At 63.0% G+C, this 15209-nt stretch carries 14 protein-coding genes; 4 read left to right on the top strand and 10 right to left on the bottom strand.

Annotated features, from left to right (window positions below; all coding sequences use genetic code 11):
- Positions 1-127: 127 nt before the first annotated feature.
- Positions 128-1945, top strand: a complete 1818-nt coding sequence (mutL, locus tag ISN39_RS02665; protein ID WP_194729092.1) for a DNA mismatch repair endonuclease MutL — start codon at positions 128-130, stop codon at positions 1943-1945.
- Between the two features lie 64 nt (positions 1946-2009).
- Positions 2010-2240 (top strand): DUF2093 domain-containing protein, encoded by a 231-nt coding sequence (locus ISN39_RS02660; RefSeq protein WP_022716573.1) that lies wholly within the window; start codon positions 2010-2012, stop codon positions 2238-2240.
- 146 nt (positions 2241-2386) lie between these two features.
- Here ISN39_RS02660 and lpxK read toward each other — a convergent pair whose 3' ends face one another.
- The 6 genes from lpxK to ISN39_RS02630 form a co-directional block, all read right to left on the bottom strand.
- Positions 2387-3430 (bottom strand): tetraacyldisaccharide 4'-kinase, encoded by a 1044-nt coding sequence (gene lpxK / locus ISN39_RS02655; protein WP_194729091.1) that lies wholly within the window; start codon positions 3428-3430, stop codon positions 2387-2389.
- 286 nt (positions 3431-3716) lie between these two features.
- Complete coding sequence (locus tag ISN39_RS02650; protein ID WP_194730087.1) at positions 3717-4436, bottom strand: HAD family hydrolase; 720 nt, start codon at positions 4434-4436, stop codon at positions 3717-3719.
- A gap of 8 nt (positions 4437-4444) precedes the next feature.
- Positions 4445-5764 carry a lipid IV(A) 3-deoxy-D-manno-octulosonic acid transferase gene (gene waaA, locus ISN39_RS02645; protein ID WP_194729090.1) on the bottom strand — a complete coding sequence of 440 codons (1320 nt, stop codon included), beginning with the start codon at positions 5762-5764 and terminating at the stop codon, positions 4445-4447.
- A gap of 177 nt (positions 5765-5941) precedes the next feature.
- On the bottom strand, positions 5942-6190 hold the full coding sequence (locus tag ISN39_RS02640) for a DUF4170 domain-containing protein (RefSeq protein WP_028739857.1): 249 nt from the start codon (positions 6188-6190) through the stop codon (positions 5942-5944).
- Between the two features lie 61 nt (positions 6191-6251).
- Positions 6252-7061 (bottom strand): 3'(2'),5'-bisphosphate nucleotidase CysQ, encoded by an 810-nt coding sequence (locus ISN39_RS02635; RefSeq protein WP_194729089.1) that lies wholly within the window; start codon positions 7059-7061, stop codon positions 6252-6254.
- 34 nt (positions 7062-7095) lie between these two features.
- On the bottom strand, positions 7096-8442 hold the full coding sequence (locus ISN39_RS02630; protein ID WP_194729088.1) for a TldD/PmbA family protein: 1347 nt from the start codon (positions 8440-8442) through the stop codon (positions 7096-7098).
- 119 nt (positions 8443-8561) lie between these two features.
- Here ISN39_RS02630 and ISN39_RS02625 point away from each other — a divergent pair, with 119 nt between their 5' ends.
- A complete protein-coding gene (locus tag ISN39_RS02625) occupies positions 8562-10370 on the top strand; it encodes a monovalent cation:proton antiporter-2 (CPA2) family protein (RefSeq protein ID WP_074066822.1) in 1809 nt (602 codons plus the stop codon).
- Here ISN39_RS02625 and ISN39_RS02620 read toward each other — a convergent pair.
- Genes ISN39_RS02620 through ISN39_RS02610 form a run of 3 tightly spaced genes read right to left on the bottom strand, consistent with a single transcriptional unit; the run spans position 10367 to position 13742 of the window.
- Positions 10367-11218, bottom strand: coding sequence for a patatin-like phospholipase family protein (locus ISN39_RS02620; protein WP_194729087.1), 852 nt, complete (start codon positions 11216-11218; stop codon positions 10367-10369). The genes ISN39_RS02625 and ISN39_RS02620 overlap by 4 nt on opposite strands.
- 60 nt (positions 11219-11278) lie before the next feature.
- Positions 11279-11839, bottom strand: coding sequence for a 16S rRNA (guanine(966)-N(2))-methyltransferase RsmD (rsmD, locus tag ISN39_RS02615; RefSeq protein WP_039844108.1), 561 nt, complete (start codon positions 11837-11839; stop codon positions 11279-11281).
- Positions 11820-13742, bottom strand: a complete 1923-nt coding sequence (locus tag ISN39_RS02610) for a pseudouridine synthase (protein WP_194729086.1) — start codon at positions 13740-13742, stop codon at positions 11820-11822. The genes rsmD and ISN39_RS02610 overlap by 20 nt, the downstream gene beginning before the upstream one ends.
- Before the next feature lie 91 nt (positions 13743-13833).
- Here ISN39_RS02610 and ISN39_RS02605 point away from each other — a divergent pair, with 91 nt between their 5' ends.
- Complete coding sequence (locus tag ISN39_RS02605; RefSeq protein WP_194730086.1) at positions 13834-14271, top strand: nucleoside deaminase; 438 nt, start codon at positions 13834-13836, stop codon at positions 14269-14271.
- Positions 14272-14583: 312 nt separating this feature from the next.
- On the opposite strand, the gene ISN39_RS02600 is transcribed toward ISN39_RS02605, so the two are convergent.
- The gene (locus ISN39_RS02600; protein WP_074066819.1) at positions 14584-15207 is read right to left on the bottom strand and encodes a hypothetical protein; all 624 of its coding nucleotides are present in this window, start codon (positions 15205-15207) and stop codon (positions 14584-14586) included.
- Positions 15208-15209: the final 2 nt, after the last annotated feature.

Raw genomic sequence — 15209 nt, 5'->3', positions numbered from 1 at the left:
TCAAAATGCCAGCTTTCTCCTAACGGCGGCTTAACGTTAAGCACCCCAATTCACGGGGAAAACACATGGTCCACGGGCGCAGCGTTTTCGCCCTTCCCTCGAACCCGCGAATCCACGAAAATGGCGCATGGCCATCAGACAACTCTCCGAAACGCTCATCAACCAGATCGCTGCCGGCGAAGTCATCGAACGCCCGGCGAGCGCGGCGAAGGAGCTGATCGAAAATGCACTGGATGCCGGCGCCACCCGTATCGAGATCGCCACGTCCGGCGGCGGCAAAGGCTTACTGCGGATCAGCGACAACGGCTCCGGCATGGATGCAGCCGATCTCGAACTTGCCGTGAAGCGGCATTGTACCTCGAAGATTTCCACGACGCTTGACGACATCCGCACGCTCGGCTTTCGTGGCGAAGCGCTGCCTTCGATCGGTTCCGTGGCGAAGCTCAGTATTTCCAGCCGCCGCAAGGATAGTGCGGGCGGCACCGAGATTGCCGTCGCGGGCGGCAAGGTCCTGCATCTGAGGCCCTCGGCCTCCAATCCGGGCACGATCGTCGAAGTGCGCGATCTCTTTTTCGCAACACCTGCGCGATTGAAGTTCCTGAAGACAGAGAAGGCGGAAGCTGCGGCCATCACGGAAGTCGTCAAGCGCATGGCGATCGCCTTTCCCGGCGTGCGCTTCGTCCTGTCCGGCACCGATCGCAGCACGCTCGAATTTCCGGCAACCGGAGAGGATCATCTGGCGCGCATGGCGCAGGTGCTCGGCAAGGAATTCCGCGATAACGCGATCGAACTCGACGCCGAGCGCGAAGGCATCGCTCTCACCGGCTTTGCCGGCGTACCGACCTTCAACCGCGGCAACTCCGCCCATCAATATGCCTTCGTCAACGGCCGGCCGGTCCAGGACAAACTGATCCTTTCGGCGATCCGCGGCGCCTATGCCGAGACGATCCCGGCCGGACGCTATCCGGTGGCTGTCTTGTCGCTGTCGCTCGATCCGGCGCTGGTGGATGTCAACGTGCATCCGGCCAAGTCGGACGTGCGCTTCCGCGATCCGGGCCTCGTGCGCGGGTTGATCGTCGGCGCGGTGCGCGAGGCGCTGGCGCGTGACGGAAGCCGGGCGGCAACGACTGGCGCGGACGGTATGCTGCGCTCCTTCAGGTCGGGTTTCCAGCCTGGCTACCAGCGGCCAGCGCAAGCCGCATGGTCGGCCGGGACGTCCCCATCGCGTCCGTTTCAGACGGCAAACGGCGACTTTGGCGCAAGGCCACAGGCGTCCTTCGACGGACTGAGCATGCCGGCTGCGCGCGCCGAACCGCAGGCGCAGGCATGGCAGCAGCCCGGGCCAGCCGAAGAACCGCCGCCGCGTTACCCGCTCGGCGCTGCGCGCGCGCAGATCCACGAGAACTACATCGTCGCGCAGACGGATGACGGGCTTGTCATCGTCGACCAGCACGCCGCACATGAGCGGCTGGTCTTCGAGGCAATGCGAAAGGCGCTGCAATCGAAACAGCTGCCATCACAGGTGCTGCTGATCCCGGAAATCGTCGACCTGCCGGAAGAGGATTGCGACCGGCTGATGGTGCATGCCGAAGGCCTCAAAGGGCTTGGGCTTGCAATCGAGCGCTTCGGGCCGGGGGCGATTGCCGTTCGCGAAACGCCGGCCATGCTCGGCGAGGTCGATGCGCAGGGCCTCATCCGCCAGCTTGCCGACGAGATTGCCGAATGGGATACGGCCTCCGGCCTTTCGGCCAAGCTCGAATATGTCGCCGCGACCATGGCCTGCCACGGCTCGGTGCGCTCCGGCCGCAGGCTCCGGCCGGAGGAAATGAATGCGCTTCTTCGGCAGATGGAAATGACGCCGGGCTCCGGCCAGTGCAATCACGGGCGGCCGACCTATATCGAACTGAAGCTGTCGGATATCGAGCGGCTGTTCGGACGCAGCTGAAAGCGCTGGCAATAATGCCTTCGCCGCGATATTGGCAGTCGAAGGCAACAGGGAACGGAGCAGGATGAACTTGTTTGAAGGAAACGGAAACCGCGAGGCGAAGATCCGCTATCTCGATGCAGATTTCCAGATCCTGTCGCCGGGTTCCTATGTCATCTGCGCCATGACCGGCAAGCATATCCCGCTCGACGAGCTACGCTACTGGAGCGTTGCCCGCCAGGAACCCTATGCCGACGTCGTTTCTTCGCTCGAAGCCGACAAGCGCGCCGGCGTTCTGCCGAACCAGAAGCGCTGATCCAGGAAACGCTCGTGAAAGAGCGCCCGCTGCCGCGAGACGCGGGAAACGACGCATCGCGGCACGGGCAGCACGCTACGGCTTCGAGGGCGTCTGGCGGACGCGGTGATCGTTGACGGATTCCACGCGATGTCGCACCCGCAAACTCACCCGGACTTCCGGCTTTTTCTCAGCCGCCGCTCCCGGCAGGCCTCCATGGCACGATCGATGATGAGGCCGGGTGCCTGCGGGTCTTCGAATGCCATTTCGACTTCGATGACCCGGCATTTGGCGGCGAGTTCCTCCGCTTTGCCATGGTGGCCGGCAAGCCGCACGAAATCCTTCGAGGTCGTGACGATCAGCAGGTCGTCGCGTTCGGCGGTCGACAGCAGGTCAGCCATCTCATCGTCGCTCAGGTGTTCGTGGTCGCCGAAGGATCTGCCGATCGCGATTTCGGCGCCGAGTGATTCCACCGTCCGGAAGAACTTGCCCGGATCGGCAATGCCTGCAAATGCCAGCACCTTCCGACCGGCGAGGTCGTTTTCTCCGCAAACCTTCAGCGATGCGGTGAAATAGGGTTTCGCGGCGCGGGCAGCCATGCGGACGATCGCATCGGCGGCATTGCCCTTTCCCACTTTCAGGAGCGCGCTGGCATAGCGCATCTGCACGGAGATCGGCGCGCGCACGGGACCGCCCGGCACCGTATGCCCATTGCCCAGGCCGCGCGTCGTGTCGATGACGAGCAGCGCATAGTCGATCGCCAGCCGCGCGCTCTGGAAACCATCATCCATGATGATGAGGTCGGCCCCTTCCCTGACAAGTCGCTCGGCGCCTTCGACGCGGCGGCGGGAAACGACGGTCATCGCCTCGCGGGCAAGCAGCAGCGGCTCGTCGCCAACGGCAACGGCGCGATGATGAGCGGGATCGACAACCACGGTGACGTCCAGGGAACCGCCATAGCCACGGCTCAGGAAGCCGGGCCGCAGACCCTTGGCCTTGGCGGCCCGAGCGATCGTCAGCGCTGTCGGCGTCTTGCCGGCGCCGCCCACGGTGAAATTGCCGATGCAGATGACGGGAACGAGAACGGAAGCGCGGCGCGCATGCGTCATGCGATAGCCGGCGATCCGTCCATAGAGGAAGGAAAAGGGCGAGAGCGCCCATGCCCGCCAATCAGCTTTCGTCCACCAAAACGGCGGCGCTTCGGATACCATAACTGCCGCCCTATGCTCCTCCGGCCTTGCGGGCCACCGGCTACCCCTCGACTGGCGGGAAAGAAAGGGCAAAATTGCAGAAAAAGCAAGCTTTTGCTCCCGACCGTCCTCATTCCCGTGCTTGTCACAGGAATCAAGCCACGGTCGTCTGCGCCGTAAATGAAACAACGACATCGGAAAAGAGCCTTCCGCGCCATGTCCATGGCGCGGCTGGACGCGCACAGAGATTAGGGAGAGTAAGGGAGTGCCGTCGCGGCAGGAATGATTGGCCGCGCGTAGTGGGCAATTATGCCAATTGCAGGTTCGGCAACAGGCTTTCGAGTTCGGTGATATCGTTGAGGCAATAGTCGGATGCGGCAGCCAACGATTCCCGCGAGCCGGTGCCCGTCAGCACGGCGATCTTGAGGCCGGCCTCGGCATTGTGGCCCATGTGCAGGTCGTGATTGTTGTCGCCGACGACCGCCACTTGCGCCGGCTCCAGCCCGGTCGCCTTGCAGAAGCCGAGGACCATTCCAGCGTCCGGCTTGATGCCGAAGCCGCTGTCATAACCGGCGATGTAGTTCACGAACTCAGCGAAACCGAAGCGCTGCGCCGTCTGGCGGATGGAGCGCTCGTTGTCGCTGGACGCGATGCCGAGCTTGAAGCCGCGGCGGTGCAGGCGGCCGAAGAAGGCGGCAAGATCGGTGACCGGTACGGAAAAGTCGGCGGCATGGGAAAAGAGAGCGTCGAGCTTGATCGTCAGTTCCATGACATCGACCCTGGAACCCGCCGCGACCAGCCCCTCGGCGATCTGCCGGGTATTGCCGGCAGCCAGCAGACTGTCGGGCACGATATGGCCGGTCACCGGGTCCATCCCGGTCGCCAGCAACAGATGGTCGGCTAGCGCCGGATCGTCTTGCGAGGCGATGCGCGCCAATTCACGGTTCACCGGCAGCCAGCTCTCATCATAATCGAGCAGGGTGCCGTCCTTGTCGAAGAGGATGCCCTTGATTTGCGCAGCCGTCATCTTTTCCATCAGCCCTCTGCCACCGACCTCGGCAGCAGTCTTGCCTTCACCGTCAGCGGATTGATGTAAGGCTCAAGAGACTTCACCGTCGCCGTCAGCGCGCCGCGCATTTCCTGCACAGCCATGACGCCGGCCTCGATCATACTACGCCGCGCCTCGCCGTTGATGAGCAGATAATGCACCCCCTTGGCCAGCATCTCGGTATCGCGCACCATGCGGGCGCTGCCGCGGCGGGCAAGCTTCTGATAGGCGTCGCGGAAGTTCTGGACATTGCTGCCGGAAAGCACAGCGCAGCCCAGCATGGCGGGTTCGAGCGGATTTTGCCCGCCTTCGGCAAAGAGCGAACGGCCGACGAAGGCGACTTCCGTCATCCGCAGGTAAAGACCCATTTCGCCGATCGTATCGCCGAGGAAGATATCGACATCCGGCGAGAGTAGGTCGTCGCGCGTGCGGCGGGCAACCTTGAGCCCCTGCTTGACGAGCATTTCTTCGATCTCGTCGGAGCGCTCGGGATGGCGCGGTACGATGATCGTCAGCTGGCCGTTGCGCTCCTTCAGCGTGCGATGAACGACCGCCGCGGCATTTTCCTCGCCGTCGAAAGTGGAGATCGCAGCCCATGTCTTGCGATCGCCGATCTGCTTCTTATAGCGGGCGAGTACGGATGCGTCGTAAGGGGGTGCGTCCGTATCGACCTTGAGATTGCCGGAGGTCGTCACGTGCCTTGCCCCGAGATCGCGAAAACGCTCGGCATCGATATCCGTCTGCGCGATCACAAGCGCGAGGTTCTCGAACAGCGCCTCGGCAATGGCCGTTCGACGCTGCCAGCGCGCGAAGGAGCGATCCGACATGCGCGCATTGACGAGGATCTGCGGAATGCGGCGGCGGCCGAGTTCCATGACGGTCGCCGGCCAGATTTCCGACTCTGCAATGATGGCGCAATCGGGCTGCCAGTATTCGAGGAAGCGGCTGACGGCGGGCTTCAGGTCGAGCGGTACATATTGATGGATCGCCTCATTGCCGATGCGCTCGGCGGCGAGCCTTGCCGAGGTGATCGTGCCCGTCGTCAGGATCACATGAATGTCGCGGCGGCGGATTTCGCGGATAAGCGGAATGACGGCGTTGGTCTCACCGACACTCGCAGCATGGAACCAGACAAGCGGACCCTGCGGCCGGTTTGCGCTGGCATAACCAAAGCGCTCCGTGCGGCGCGCACGCTCTTCCTTGCCCTTGGCGGTCCGGTAGGCGAGATAGGCGCCGACGATCGGAGAGGCGATGACCCCTGCAGTCCGATAGACGCCCAGCGCGAACCGCGCTCTTGGCGAACTCATTTAAAATGCCTCCGATCAGCGATGATCGACATCAAACCCATTCCCCAATTATTGTTGCGGCCGGAATGACCGAGTAATTTGTTCAGAATGCGTCAATCGCCTGTGGCGCGTATCTAACGATGCGCAAAGACGGCCCTGCCGAATGAGGCGGCATCCGGCGCGTAAAATGCTGAAAAATTAGTTATTTCCAGCCTTGTCCTGCGGATCGAGCAAGCGATGCATATGGACGATGAAGTATCGCATATGTGCGTTGTCCACGGTCGACTGCGCCTTGGCCTTCCAGGCCCCTAGCGCCGAGGCGTAATCCGGGAAAATACCGACAATATCGAGATCATTCAGATCCCGGAACTGAACATCGGTCAGGCTTTCCAGTTCTCCGCCAAATACGAGATGTAAGAGCTGCTTTTTGCCGCCAGATTCCGTCATTTTCTTCTCTTTCTCTTCTGGTCTCCTCCGCGCTCTCATCTGCGGGATTTTGACGCAAACGTCAACTGCTTCGTATTTCAGCAAGCCCTTCGAGAAACTCCGCAACGCGAGGGCCGGCAGCGCCGCAAAGCTCGGCATGACTAACCTCAGAACGGTTGTAGAGGACCGAGCGTCCATCGAGATCGGTCAGCCGGCCGCCGGCGCGTTCGAGGATGAGATCGGCTGCCGCAAGATCCCAGTCATGCGAATTGCGCTTGACGAAGGTACCTTCAAGACGGCCGTCCGCGACCATCGCGATGCGATAGGCGAGCGAGGGCACATGCTTCACCCTTTCGATCTTCCGCCGGAAGGGATCGGGGAACGCCTTGAGGATGTCTTCGCCGATCGCAAAACGACTGACGGTATCCGGTCCATTGGCCGATACGGCAATGGGCTCGCCATTCTTCATCGCGGCACCGCCTTCGACCGCCTCGAAAAGCTCGTCGAGGGCGGGAGCGTAGAGCACTCCGGCAACCGGCCTGCCGCGATGGACCACGGCGACGCTGACGCACCAGAGATCCAAGCCGCCGAGGAAGGCGCGCGTGCCGTCGATCGGATCGATGACGAAAAGCGTCTCGGCCGACAGACGGGCGACGCTGTCCTCGGTCTCTTCGGAAAGCCAGCCGTAATCCGGCCTGGCGAGGCGCAGGATGGATTCCAGCTTTTCGTTGGCGGCGAAATCGGCAGCGCTGACGGGCGAGCGGCCTCCATTCTTCCACCAGACCTCCGGCGACTGATTGAAGAATCCGAGAGCAACATCACCCGCCTGCTTTGCGGCATCGGCGATCAATTCGAGATCGCTTTGCCAGCGGGCCGTTCGAACGTCACACATTGCATCAATCCAATTCCAACAAGGTCAGGACGCTCTAGCGTCCCGCAAGCGTCATTCCCTCGATCGCCAGCGTGGGGGCCGCTACGCCATACTTGCGATCGATGTCGTTTGCGGGCGTCACACGCATGAACATCTCCTTGAGGTTCGAGGCGATCGTCACTTCGGAGACAGGGAATGTCAGTTCGCCGTTGTCGATCCAGAAGCCGGTCGCGCCGCGGCTATATTCGCCTGTGAGCATGTTGACACCCTGGCCGATAAGCTCAGTCACGTAGAAGCCGTTCCCGACGCTCCGGATCAACTCTTCCGGCGAGATATCACCCGGTTCCAGCGCGAGGTTCGTCGAAGCGGGCGTCACGGAATTGCCGCTGCGCACGCCGCGGCCATTGGTTTCCATGCCGATTTCACGCGCCGTCGCAGTCGAAAGGAACCAATGCTTCAGGACGCCGTCCTCGATCATCACCAGCCGCTCGCCGGAAATGCCTTCGCCATCGAAAGGACGCGAGGACGGGCCGCGCACGATCAGCGGATCGTCGGTGATCGAAAGGCCGGATTTCAACACCTGCTGGCCCATCTTGTCGCGCAGGAAGCTGGATTTGCGCGCGACCGACGCGCCATTGATGGCGCCAGCGATGTGGCCGACGAAACCGCGGGCGATGCGCGGATCGAAGACGACGGTGACGCCCTTGCCGGTATCGACCTGACGCGGATTGAGGCGCTTGACGGCACGCTCGCCGGCGCGGCGGCCGATTTCGGCGGCATCGTCGAGTTCGGCGTAATAAAGGCGGCTGTCGTAATCGTAATCGCGCTCCATGCCGGTGCCTTCGCCGGCAATGACGCTGACGGAACGGCCGAAGCGCGAGCCCATATAGCTGCCCTGGAAGCCGTGCGAGGTGACGAGAACCAGCCCCCCGAAACCAGCGGAGGCTCCGCCCCCGGACGAGTTGGTGACGCCCTTGACCTCAAGTGCCGCGGCCTCAGTCGCAAGCGCTGCCTCGCGCAGCATGTCGGCGGAAACTTCCGTCGGGTCGAAAAGCTCAAGATCGGCATAGGACTTCGCAAGCCTCTGCTCGTCGGCAAGGCACGCGAAGGGATCTTCAGGCGAGACTTTTGCCATCGCGACAGCGCGTTCGGCGAGCGCCTTCAGGTCGAAGCCGGGATTGGCGGAAACGCTCGCGACCTTCCGGCCAACGAAGACGCGCAGGGAGAAATCGTCGCTCTCAGACGATTCCGTGCCTTCGACCTTGCCGAGGCGGATGCCGACGGATTGCGAGCGCGAGCGCACGACAACCGCATCGGCGGCATCGGCGCCGGCCTTCCTGGCAAGATCGATCAACTGGCTTGCACGGGAAAGAAGTGTCGAGGAATCTATTTCTGAGGACATGATTTGGCCTTTCCTTGGGCTTCCATTTATTGTGCACTTCCGAAAGCATCAAGGCCGCGGCCGCCGATTCTTTTTCGCGCGGCTTGCGCGCTTCCCGCCATTGAAAGAAACTCCGCGACATGTCCGCCCCCAATGCCCTCTTTTCCGAAACGATCCTGCTGCTCGGCGGCGCGGTCGTCGCCGCCCCGATCTTCAAGAAGCTCGGGCTCGGCACGGTGCTCGGCTATCTTGCCGCGGGCGTCGTTATCGGTCCGATATTTCATGGCATCACGGACGGCGAGCAGATTTTGGGCGTTGCCGAGCTCGGCGTCGTCTTCCTGCTCTTCATCATCGGCCTCGAGCTCAAGCCCTCGCGACTCTGGCAGATGCGACGCGACATCTTCGGGCTCGGCACGGCGCAGGTGATGCTGACGGGACTGGCGCTGACGGGGCTTGCCTATTTCTCCGGCGTGCTCGACTGGCGGGGAAGCGTCGTTGCGGGCTTTGGGCTGGCGCTTTCTTCCACTGCCTTTGCGATGCAGATCCTCGATGATGCTGGCGAGGTGAACTCCAAATACGGGCAGCGCTCCTTTTCGATGCTGCTTTTCCAGGATCTGGCAATCGTGCCGCTCTTGGCGCTGATCACCATTCTCGACGGTGGAACCGGCAGCAATGCGCCGCTTCTGGACTTTGCGATCGCGGTCGGTGCCGTCGGCGCGATGATCGTCATGGGGCGCTATCTGCTGACGCCGCTCTTCCAGGTGATTGCAAGGACCGGAGCACGCGAGGCGATGATCGTCGCGGCGCTTTTCGTGGTCATGGGATCGGCGAGCCTGATGCAGTTTGCCGGGCTTTCCATGGCGATGGGCGCGTTCCTGTCCGGCGTCATGCTCGCCGAATCCTCCTACCGGCATGAGCTTGAGGCGGATATCGAACCTTTCCGCGGCGTGCTTCTCGCTATCTTCTTCATGGCGGTCGGCCTGTCGCTGGAACTGGATGTGCTGATCGACAACGCGCTCTTCATCGTCGCCGCGGTGCCGATCGTGATGGCCGTCAAGGCTGTGATCATCTACGGCCTCTGCCGGGTGAGCGGTTCTTCGCACGACGACGCCATCCGCATCGCTTTCCTGCTGCCGCAGGGCGGCGAGTTCGGCTTCGTGCTGTTTACGACTGCCGGTGCGGCGGGACTGATGCCCTTCAGCACGGCATCGCTTCTGGTCGCCATCGTTACACTGTCGATGGCGCTGACTCCGCTCGGGGCAGCACTTTCGAAACGTATGCTGAAAGGCGAGGATCAGGAGGAGCTCGATGAGGACTTCGAGGGTGCGGGCGCCGATGTGCTGATGGTCGGCTTCTCGCGTTTCGGTCAGATCGCCGCGCAGATCCTGCTCGCGGGCGGGCGCGACGTGACGGTCATCGATTTCTCCGCGGACCGTATCCGCCAGGCGTCCTCCTTCGGCTTCCGTATCTATTTCGGCGACGGAACGCGCAAGGACGTGCTGCGCTCGGCCGGCATCGACAAGGCGAAGATCGTCGTCGTCTGCACGCAGAAGCGGGAAATCACCGACAAGGTGGTGGATCTGGTGCAGGCCGAATATCCGCACGCGAAACTCTTCGTACGCTCCTACGACCGTGTCCATTCGATCGCCCTCAGGAATCGCAATGTCGACTACGAACTGCGCGAAACGCTGGAATCCGGCCTGCTGTTTGGCCGCCGCACGCTTGAGGCGCTCGGGGTCGACGATCAGGACGCCTTGGAGATCGGCGAGGATATCCGCAAGCGCGACGAGGAGCGGCTGGTGCTTCAGGTAACCGGCGGGCTGCAGGCGGGCCGCGACATGCTCTTTTCCCAGCCGGTCCGGCCAGAACCGCTGGTGAGGCCGAAGCGAACGATGGATTTCGACGAAGATCCGCTAGCGGGAACGGCTGACGTGAGAGCGGATGCCTAAGCTCTGAGGCGGGCTTCAAATTCCTGATCGAGTGCGCGCTTCAATTCATCCTTGACGCCCGCGGACATCGCCAGTACCTCGCGCGCCTTGAGAAAATCCATCACGCCAGTGCGGCCGACGGCCGGACGCAGGAAGATATGCGGCGGCTGGAGCTTGAGTTTCAGCGTAATTGCCGTCTGCATCATCAGTTGGCCGGAACCGAAAATGCTTTCCATGCGGTTCGGAATATGTGTGCCGTCGCCTTCCGGCGCACCGACGACATCGACACCGATGACGATGTCGGCAATATCCATCAGGCACTCGTATGGGACCGGATTGCTGATGCCGCCATCGATCATCACCCGGCCGTGGAGGCGAACGGGCATGAAGACGGCAGGGATGGAAGACGATGCGGCAAGCGCCGGAAACAGCGCTCCTTCGCCAATGATGACTTCGCTCTGACCGTAGTAATCGGTCGTGATGACGTTCATCGGAATAGGCAGATCTTCGAAGTGATCGGGCAGGCCGGCCGGCAGGAAAGCCTTGAGGATACGCTCGAGATTGAACTGGCCGATACGGATGCCCTTTGCGACGGCGTCCCGGACCGTCTGCGGCCGCAGACCCCAGATGCGGCTGACGACAGCCGTCTTGTTACCGACCGTCATCAGCGCGTGCTCGCGGATCGCCTCGCCACTCATGCCGGCCGCCATGCCCGCGCCCATGATGGCACCGATCGACGCGCCGGAAATCGCAACGGGCCGGATGCCGAGCTCGTCCAGGGCTTCGATCACGTGGATATGGGCGAGCCCACGGGCACCGCCGCCGCCGAAGGCGATGGCCACCGTCGGCATGCGGCTCGCAACAGGCATTTCGTTATTCGCAATAACCGCCGCCTGCCGCACAACCCAACTCCGGATAACCCGCCGCCCTTATTCAGGCTGGTAGCGGAAGAAATGAACCCTTGTATCGCCAAAGATGCGATCTTCGAGGAAGAGATAGGAAGGATCAACTGAAACGGCAACATCCGATCGCTCTTCGAGAACGGCAATCGCGCCCGGCACGAGCCAGCCGCCCTTGGCGGCAGCTGCCATCGCCTTTTCACCCAGACCCTTGCCATAGGGTGGATCGGCGAAAAGCATGCTGAAGGGCTCGAGATTGCCGACGGAACCCAGGTCCGTGGCGTCACGCCGCAGAATGCGGGTGCGGCCGTGGAGGCCGAGCGCATCGATATTCTCCCAGAGGAGCCCCCTGCCCTCGACGCTGTTTTCGACAAAGAGCGCATGACGGCAGCCGCGCGAGATGGCTTCAAGGCCGACGGCGCCGGTGCCGGCAAAAAGATCGAGAATCCGGGTGCCGTCGATGCATTCCGAATAGGCGTGGCTCAGGATATTGAACAGGCTCTCACGCGTCCGGTCGGCAGTCGGCCGGATGTCGTTCGACTTCGGTACGGCGAGCGGCCGTCCGCGAAACTCACCGCCGACGATCCGCACCGCGCGTCATTCCCTTTCCTTTCGGTCCACCGCGCGACGGCGCGCCCGAAGGCTTGCCACCACCGCCCGGCCGATCGCCCTTAGGCTTGCTTGAGAAATTCTTGGAGCCGCCGCCCGGCTTGCCGAAGCTCTTGCCACGGGGCTTGTCGCCCGCGGGTTTATCGCCAAACGGCCTTTCGCCGCGCGGACGTTCGGAGCGGCCCTCGCCGGGAGCGCTGCGGGCAGTGCGCGGACGATCGCCGAAGGAATGGGGACGCTCGTCACCTTCTTCGCGTGGTCTGCGGTCGCTACGGGGCTTGTCGCTAAAAGGCCGATCCCCACGCGGAGGACGGTCACCTGACGGGCGGTCACCACGCGCGGGACGATCACCGAAAGAACGGGGACGTTCGTCACCCTCAGCACGTGGTCTGCGCTCGCCACGGGGCTTGTCGCCGAAGGGCCGATCCCCGCGCGGAGGGCGGTCGCCGGACGGGCGCTCGCCACGAGCCGGACGATCGCCAGGACGGCGATCCGGGCGTGCAGGACGATCGCCGAACGAGCGCTTGCGGCCAAAACCCTCGCCGTCATCCTTGGACTTCGGCGAAACTTCGCTGGAGCGGATCCACTCGCCTTCTTCGTCGCGGGCGCGGTTGATCTGCACGCGTGGCCGGTCGTCGCCGTAGTTGGAGGGCTGCGGCTTACTGCTGCCCGGCTTCTCGCCACGCTTGCGGGCGGTCTGGGCATTCTTCGCAGCCTTGGCGGCAGCCTTTTCGCCGAGCGGACGGGCGCCGGGTGCCATCCAGACGTTGGCGTTTCTGCGGCTGCCAAGCGCCGGGCGCTTGGGCCGGTCGTCTTCCCTGCGGCCAACATCGCGGTCGCCTTCGCGCCTGCCATCCCGGCGGTCATCACGGCGATCGTCACGCTTGGTGTCGAGACGGCTCAAAGCACGCTCGCGCTTGTCCTCAGGCTTCCAGGAGCGCTCGCGCTTCTCCGGCTTCGTTTCCACCTCTTCCTCGGCAGCAAGGGCAGGCGCGTTGTAGATCGGGGCATCGAAATTCGCCTTGGCGTCCTCGATCAGGCGCGGTCCAAGCTGATCGCGCAGCGTGCGTCCGCGCACTTCAACGACGTGGCCTTCTGGCAGATCGCCGAGTTGGAACGGACCGTAGGAAACGCGGATGAGACGGTTGACGTCGAGGCCGAGCGCGCCGAGCACATTCTTGATTTCACGGTTCTTGCCTTCGCGAAGACCCATGGTGATCCAGACGTTGGAACCCTGGGTGCGGTCAAGCGTCGCTTCGATGGAGCCGTAGAGCACGCCGTCGACGGCAATGCCGTCCTTCAGCTTGTCGAGCGCTTCCTGATCGATCTCGCCATGGGCGCGCACGCGGTAGCGGCGGAGCCAGCCGGTGGTCGGCAGTTCGAGCGCGCGGGCAAGACCGCCGTCATTGGTCAGCAGCAGCAAACCTTCGGTATTGATGTCGAGCCGGCCGATCGACATGACACGCGGCAGCTCTTCTGGCAGGTTGTCGAAAACCGTCGAGCGGCCTTCCGGGTCGGAATTGGTGGTCACCAGACCGGCCGGCTTGTGATAGAGCCACAGGCGCGTGCGCTCGATGCCGCGGATCGGCACACCGTCGACCTCGATCTTGTCGGTAAGCGTCACATTGACCACCGGCGTATCGAGCGTCTTGCCGTTCAGCGTGACGCGGCCTTCCATGATCATGCGCTCGATGTCGCGGCGCGAGGCAACGCCTGCGCGCGCCATGACCTTGGAGATGCGTTCCGCCTTGGTTTCGCCTTCGGTCTCGGCGGCAGCAGCCTTGGGGGCCGCCGAGCTCCTTGCCGGTTTGCCTTCGGTTTTCGGCCGCGCATCGTGCGCGGAGGGCTTGCCGCCCGGCCGTTTTGGCTTGTCTTTGAATGTCATTTGTTGTTTGCCTGCCTTTTGGGGCCTGTCTATCAGGTCGCGCCCTTGCGGTTAAGTGGGAAATTGCCGGATCGTGAAGACAAATCGGTTTATGGAGATGGCCCTTGACGAAGCGCGAGCAGCGGGCGAGCGCGGCGAAGTGCCGATCGGCGCCGTGGTGGTGCTCGATGGCGCCGTCGTCGCGCGCGCCGGCAACCGGACGCGGGAGCTCAACGACGTCACGGCCCATGCCGAAGTGGCCGCGATCCGCATGGCTTGCGAAGTCCTGGGGCAGGAGCGTCTGGTCGGCGCCGATCTCTACGTGTCGCTGGAGCCCTGCACAATGTGTGCCGCGGCCATCTCGTTCGCGCGCATCCGCAGGCTCTATTACGGCGCGGAAGATCCCAAAGGCGGGGCAGTCGACAATGGTGTGCGGTTTTACGCCCAGCCGACCTGCCATCACGCGCCGGAGGTCTATTCCGGTTTGAACGAAACGGAATCAGCGGACATTCTCAGGACGTTCTTTGCCGAAAAGAGAGAGCTTCCATGACCCCGAGCATTCTTGTTCTCGCCGCCATAGTCGCGCTCGCCGCCTCGGCTTACAGGGCGCTCGCGCCGGGTGCAGAGAAAATCCCGATGCAATGGTCTTTGCGGGGCAAGGTGAACTGGTCGGCGCCGGCTCATGGCCTTCGGCTTCGTGCCGGCACTTGCCGTCGCCATATTCATGCTGCTGATCGTAAGCGGCATGGCCGGCTGAAACGATATCGCTTTCACCGGCTGCATTCTTTTCGGGTGTCCGATTGTGCACATCGCACTCGTTTGCCGCTGGTTTGCCGCGCGGCAGGCCTGAGATGGCCTGAACTTACTGAAGGAAGTTCCACCACTTCTTGCCGGTGCCGGCAACTGCGGCATCCTTCTTGCGCTGCTTTGCCTTCTTGAGCTCGGGTTCGCCAAGGTCTTCCAGCTTGGCGGGATCGTCGACCTGGCGATAGGTCGACGGCGGATCGGAAATGTAGCGGCGCTGATCGAGATAGGCCCCCTTCTGCAGGGCACGGGCTTCGCGGTAGGCCTTGGTCTGCGCTTCGGTCGTCTGGCGACCGCCTTCGACGCCGTTCTTGGCGAGCGGTGAGACATAGGTATACTTGTCTTCGTTATCGTCGGCTTCCTTGACGAGGCGTGCACGGGTTTCTTCCGGCGACTCGACCCACTGCGGATTTTCCTTGCTGGCGATCGTCTGCTGCGGCTCGACCAGCGCTTCCCTGGAAGCCTGGGCAGGCAAGACGAGCGTCGGGCGCGGCGTGTACTTGACGCCCTTGTTCTTCGGCTCGCGGGGAGCCAGAGACACGGACTGGCCGATATCGTCGCCAAGCTGCTCCATCGCCGTCGTGCCTGTACCGTAGGTCGGGCTGCAGCCGGAAGCCATCGAGCCCGCCGCCACAACAACAGCCAGGCAAGCGCCTGCACGGAACCAACGCGTCGCTAACATGA

The organism is Rhizobium sp. 007 (assembly GCF_015353075.1).
Classification (GTDB): Bacteria; Pseudomonadota; Alphaproteobacteria; order Rhizobiales; family Rhizobiaceae; genus Rhizobium.
Note: the sequence above shows the minus strand (reverse complement) of the source record. Positions and strands in the feature narration are given on the sequence as shown.

What these genes read in the sequence shown, in the direction of transcription:
- ISN39_RS02635 (WP_194729089.1), bottom strand. Translation starts at nt 7,061, where the DNA reads ATGTGTGACGTTCGAACGGCCCGCTGGCAAAGCGATCTCGAATTGATC.
- ISN39_RS02610 (WP_194729086.1), bottom strand. Translation starts at nt 13,742, where the DNA reads ATGACATTCAAAGACAAGCCAAAACGGCCGGGCGGCAAGCCCTCCGCG.
- mutL (WP_194729092.1), top strand. Translation starts at nt 128, where the DNA reads ATGGCCATCAGACAACTCTCCGAAACGCTCATCAACCAGATCGCTGCC.
- lpxK (WP_194729091.1), bottom strand. Translation starts at nt 3,430, where the DNA reads ATGGTATCCGAAGCGCCGCCGTTTTGGTGGACGAAAGCTGATTGGCGG.
- ISN39_RS02660 (WP_022716573.1), top strand. Translation starts at nt 2,010, where the DNA reads ATGAACTTGTTTGAAGGAAACGGAAACCGCGAGGCGAAGATCCGCTAT.
- ISN39_RS02640 (WP_028739857.1), bottom strand. Translation starts at nt 6,190, where the DNA reads ATGACGGAATCTGGCGGCAAAAAGCAGCTCTTACATCTCGTATTTGGC.
- ISN39_RS02605 (WP_194730086.1), top strand. Translation starts at nt 13,834, where the DNA reads ATGGAGATGGCCCTTGACGAAGCGCGAGCAGCGGGCGAGCGCGGCGAA.
- ISN39_RS02625 (WP_074066822.1), top strand. Translation starts at nt 8,562, where the DNA reads ATGTCCGCCCCCAATGCCCTCTTTTCCGAAACGATCCTGCTGCTCGGC.
- ISN39_RS02600 (WP_074066819.1), bottom strand. Translation starts at nt 15,207, where the DNA reads ATGTTAGCGACGCGTTGGTTCCGTGCAGGCGCTTGCCTGGCTGTTGTT.
- ISN39_RS02620 (WP_194729087.1), bottom strand. Translation starts at nt 11,218, where the DNA reads ATGCCTGTTGCGAGCCGCATGCCGACGGTGGCCATCGCCTTCGGCGGC.
- ISN39_RS02630 (WP_194729088.1), bottom strand. Translation starts at nt 8,442, where the DNA reads ATGTCCTCAGAAATAGATTCCTCGACACTTCTTTCCCGTGCAAGCCAG.
- waaA (WP_194729090.1), bottom strand. Translation starts at nt 5,764, where the DNA reads ATGAGTTCGCCAAGAGCGCGGTTCGCGCTGGGCGTCTATCGGACTGCA.
- ISN39_RS02650 (WP_194730087.1), bottom strand. Translation starts at nt 4,436, where the DNA reads ATGACGGCTGCGCAAATCAAGGGCATCCTCTTCGACAAGGACGGCACC.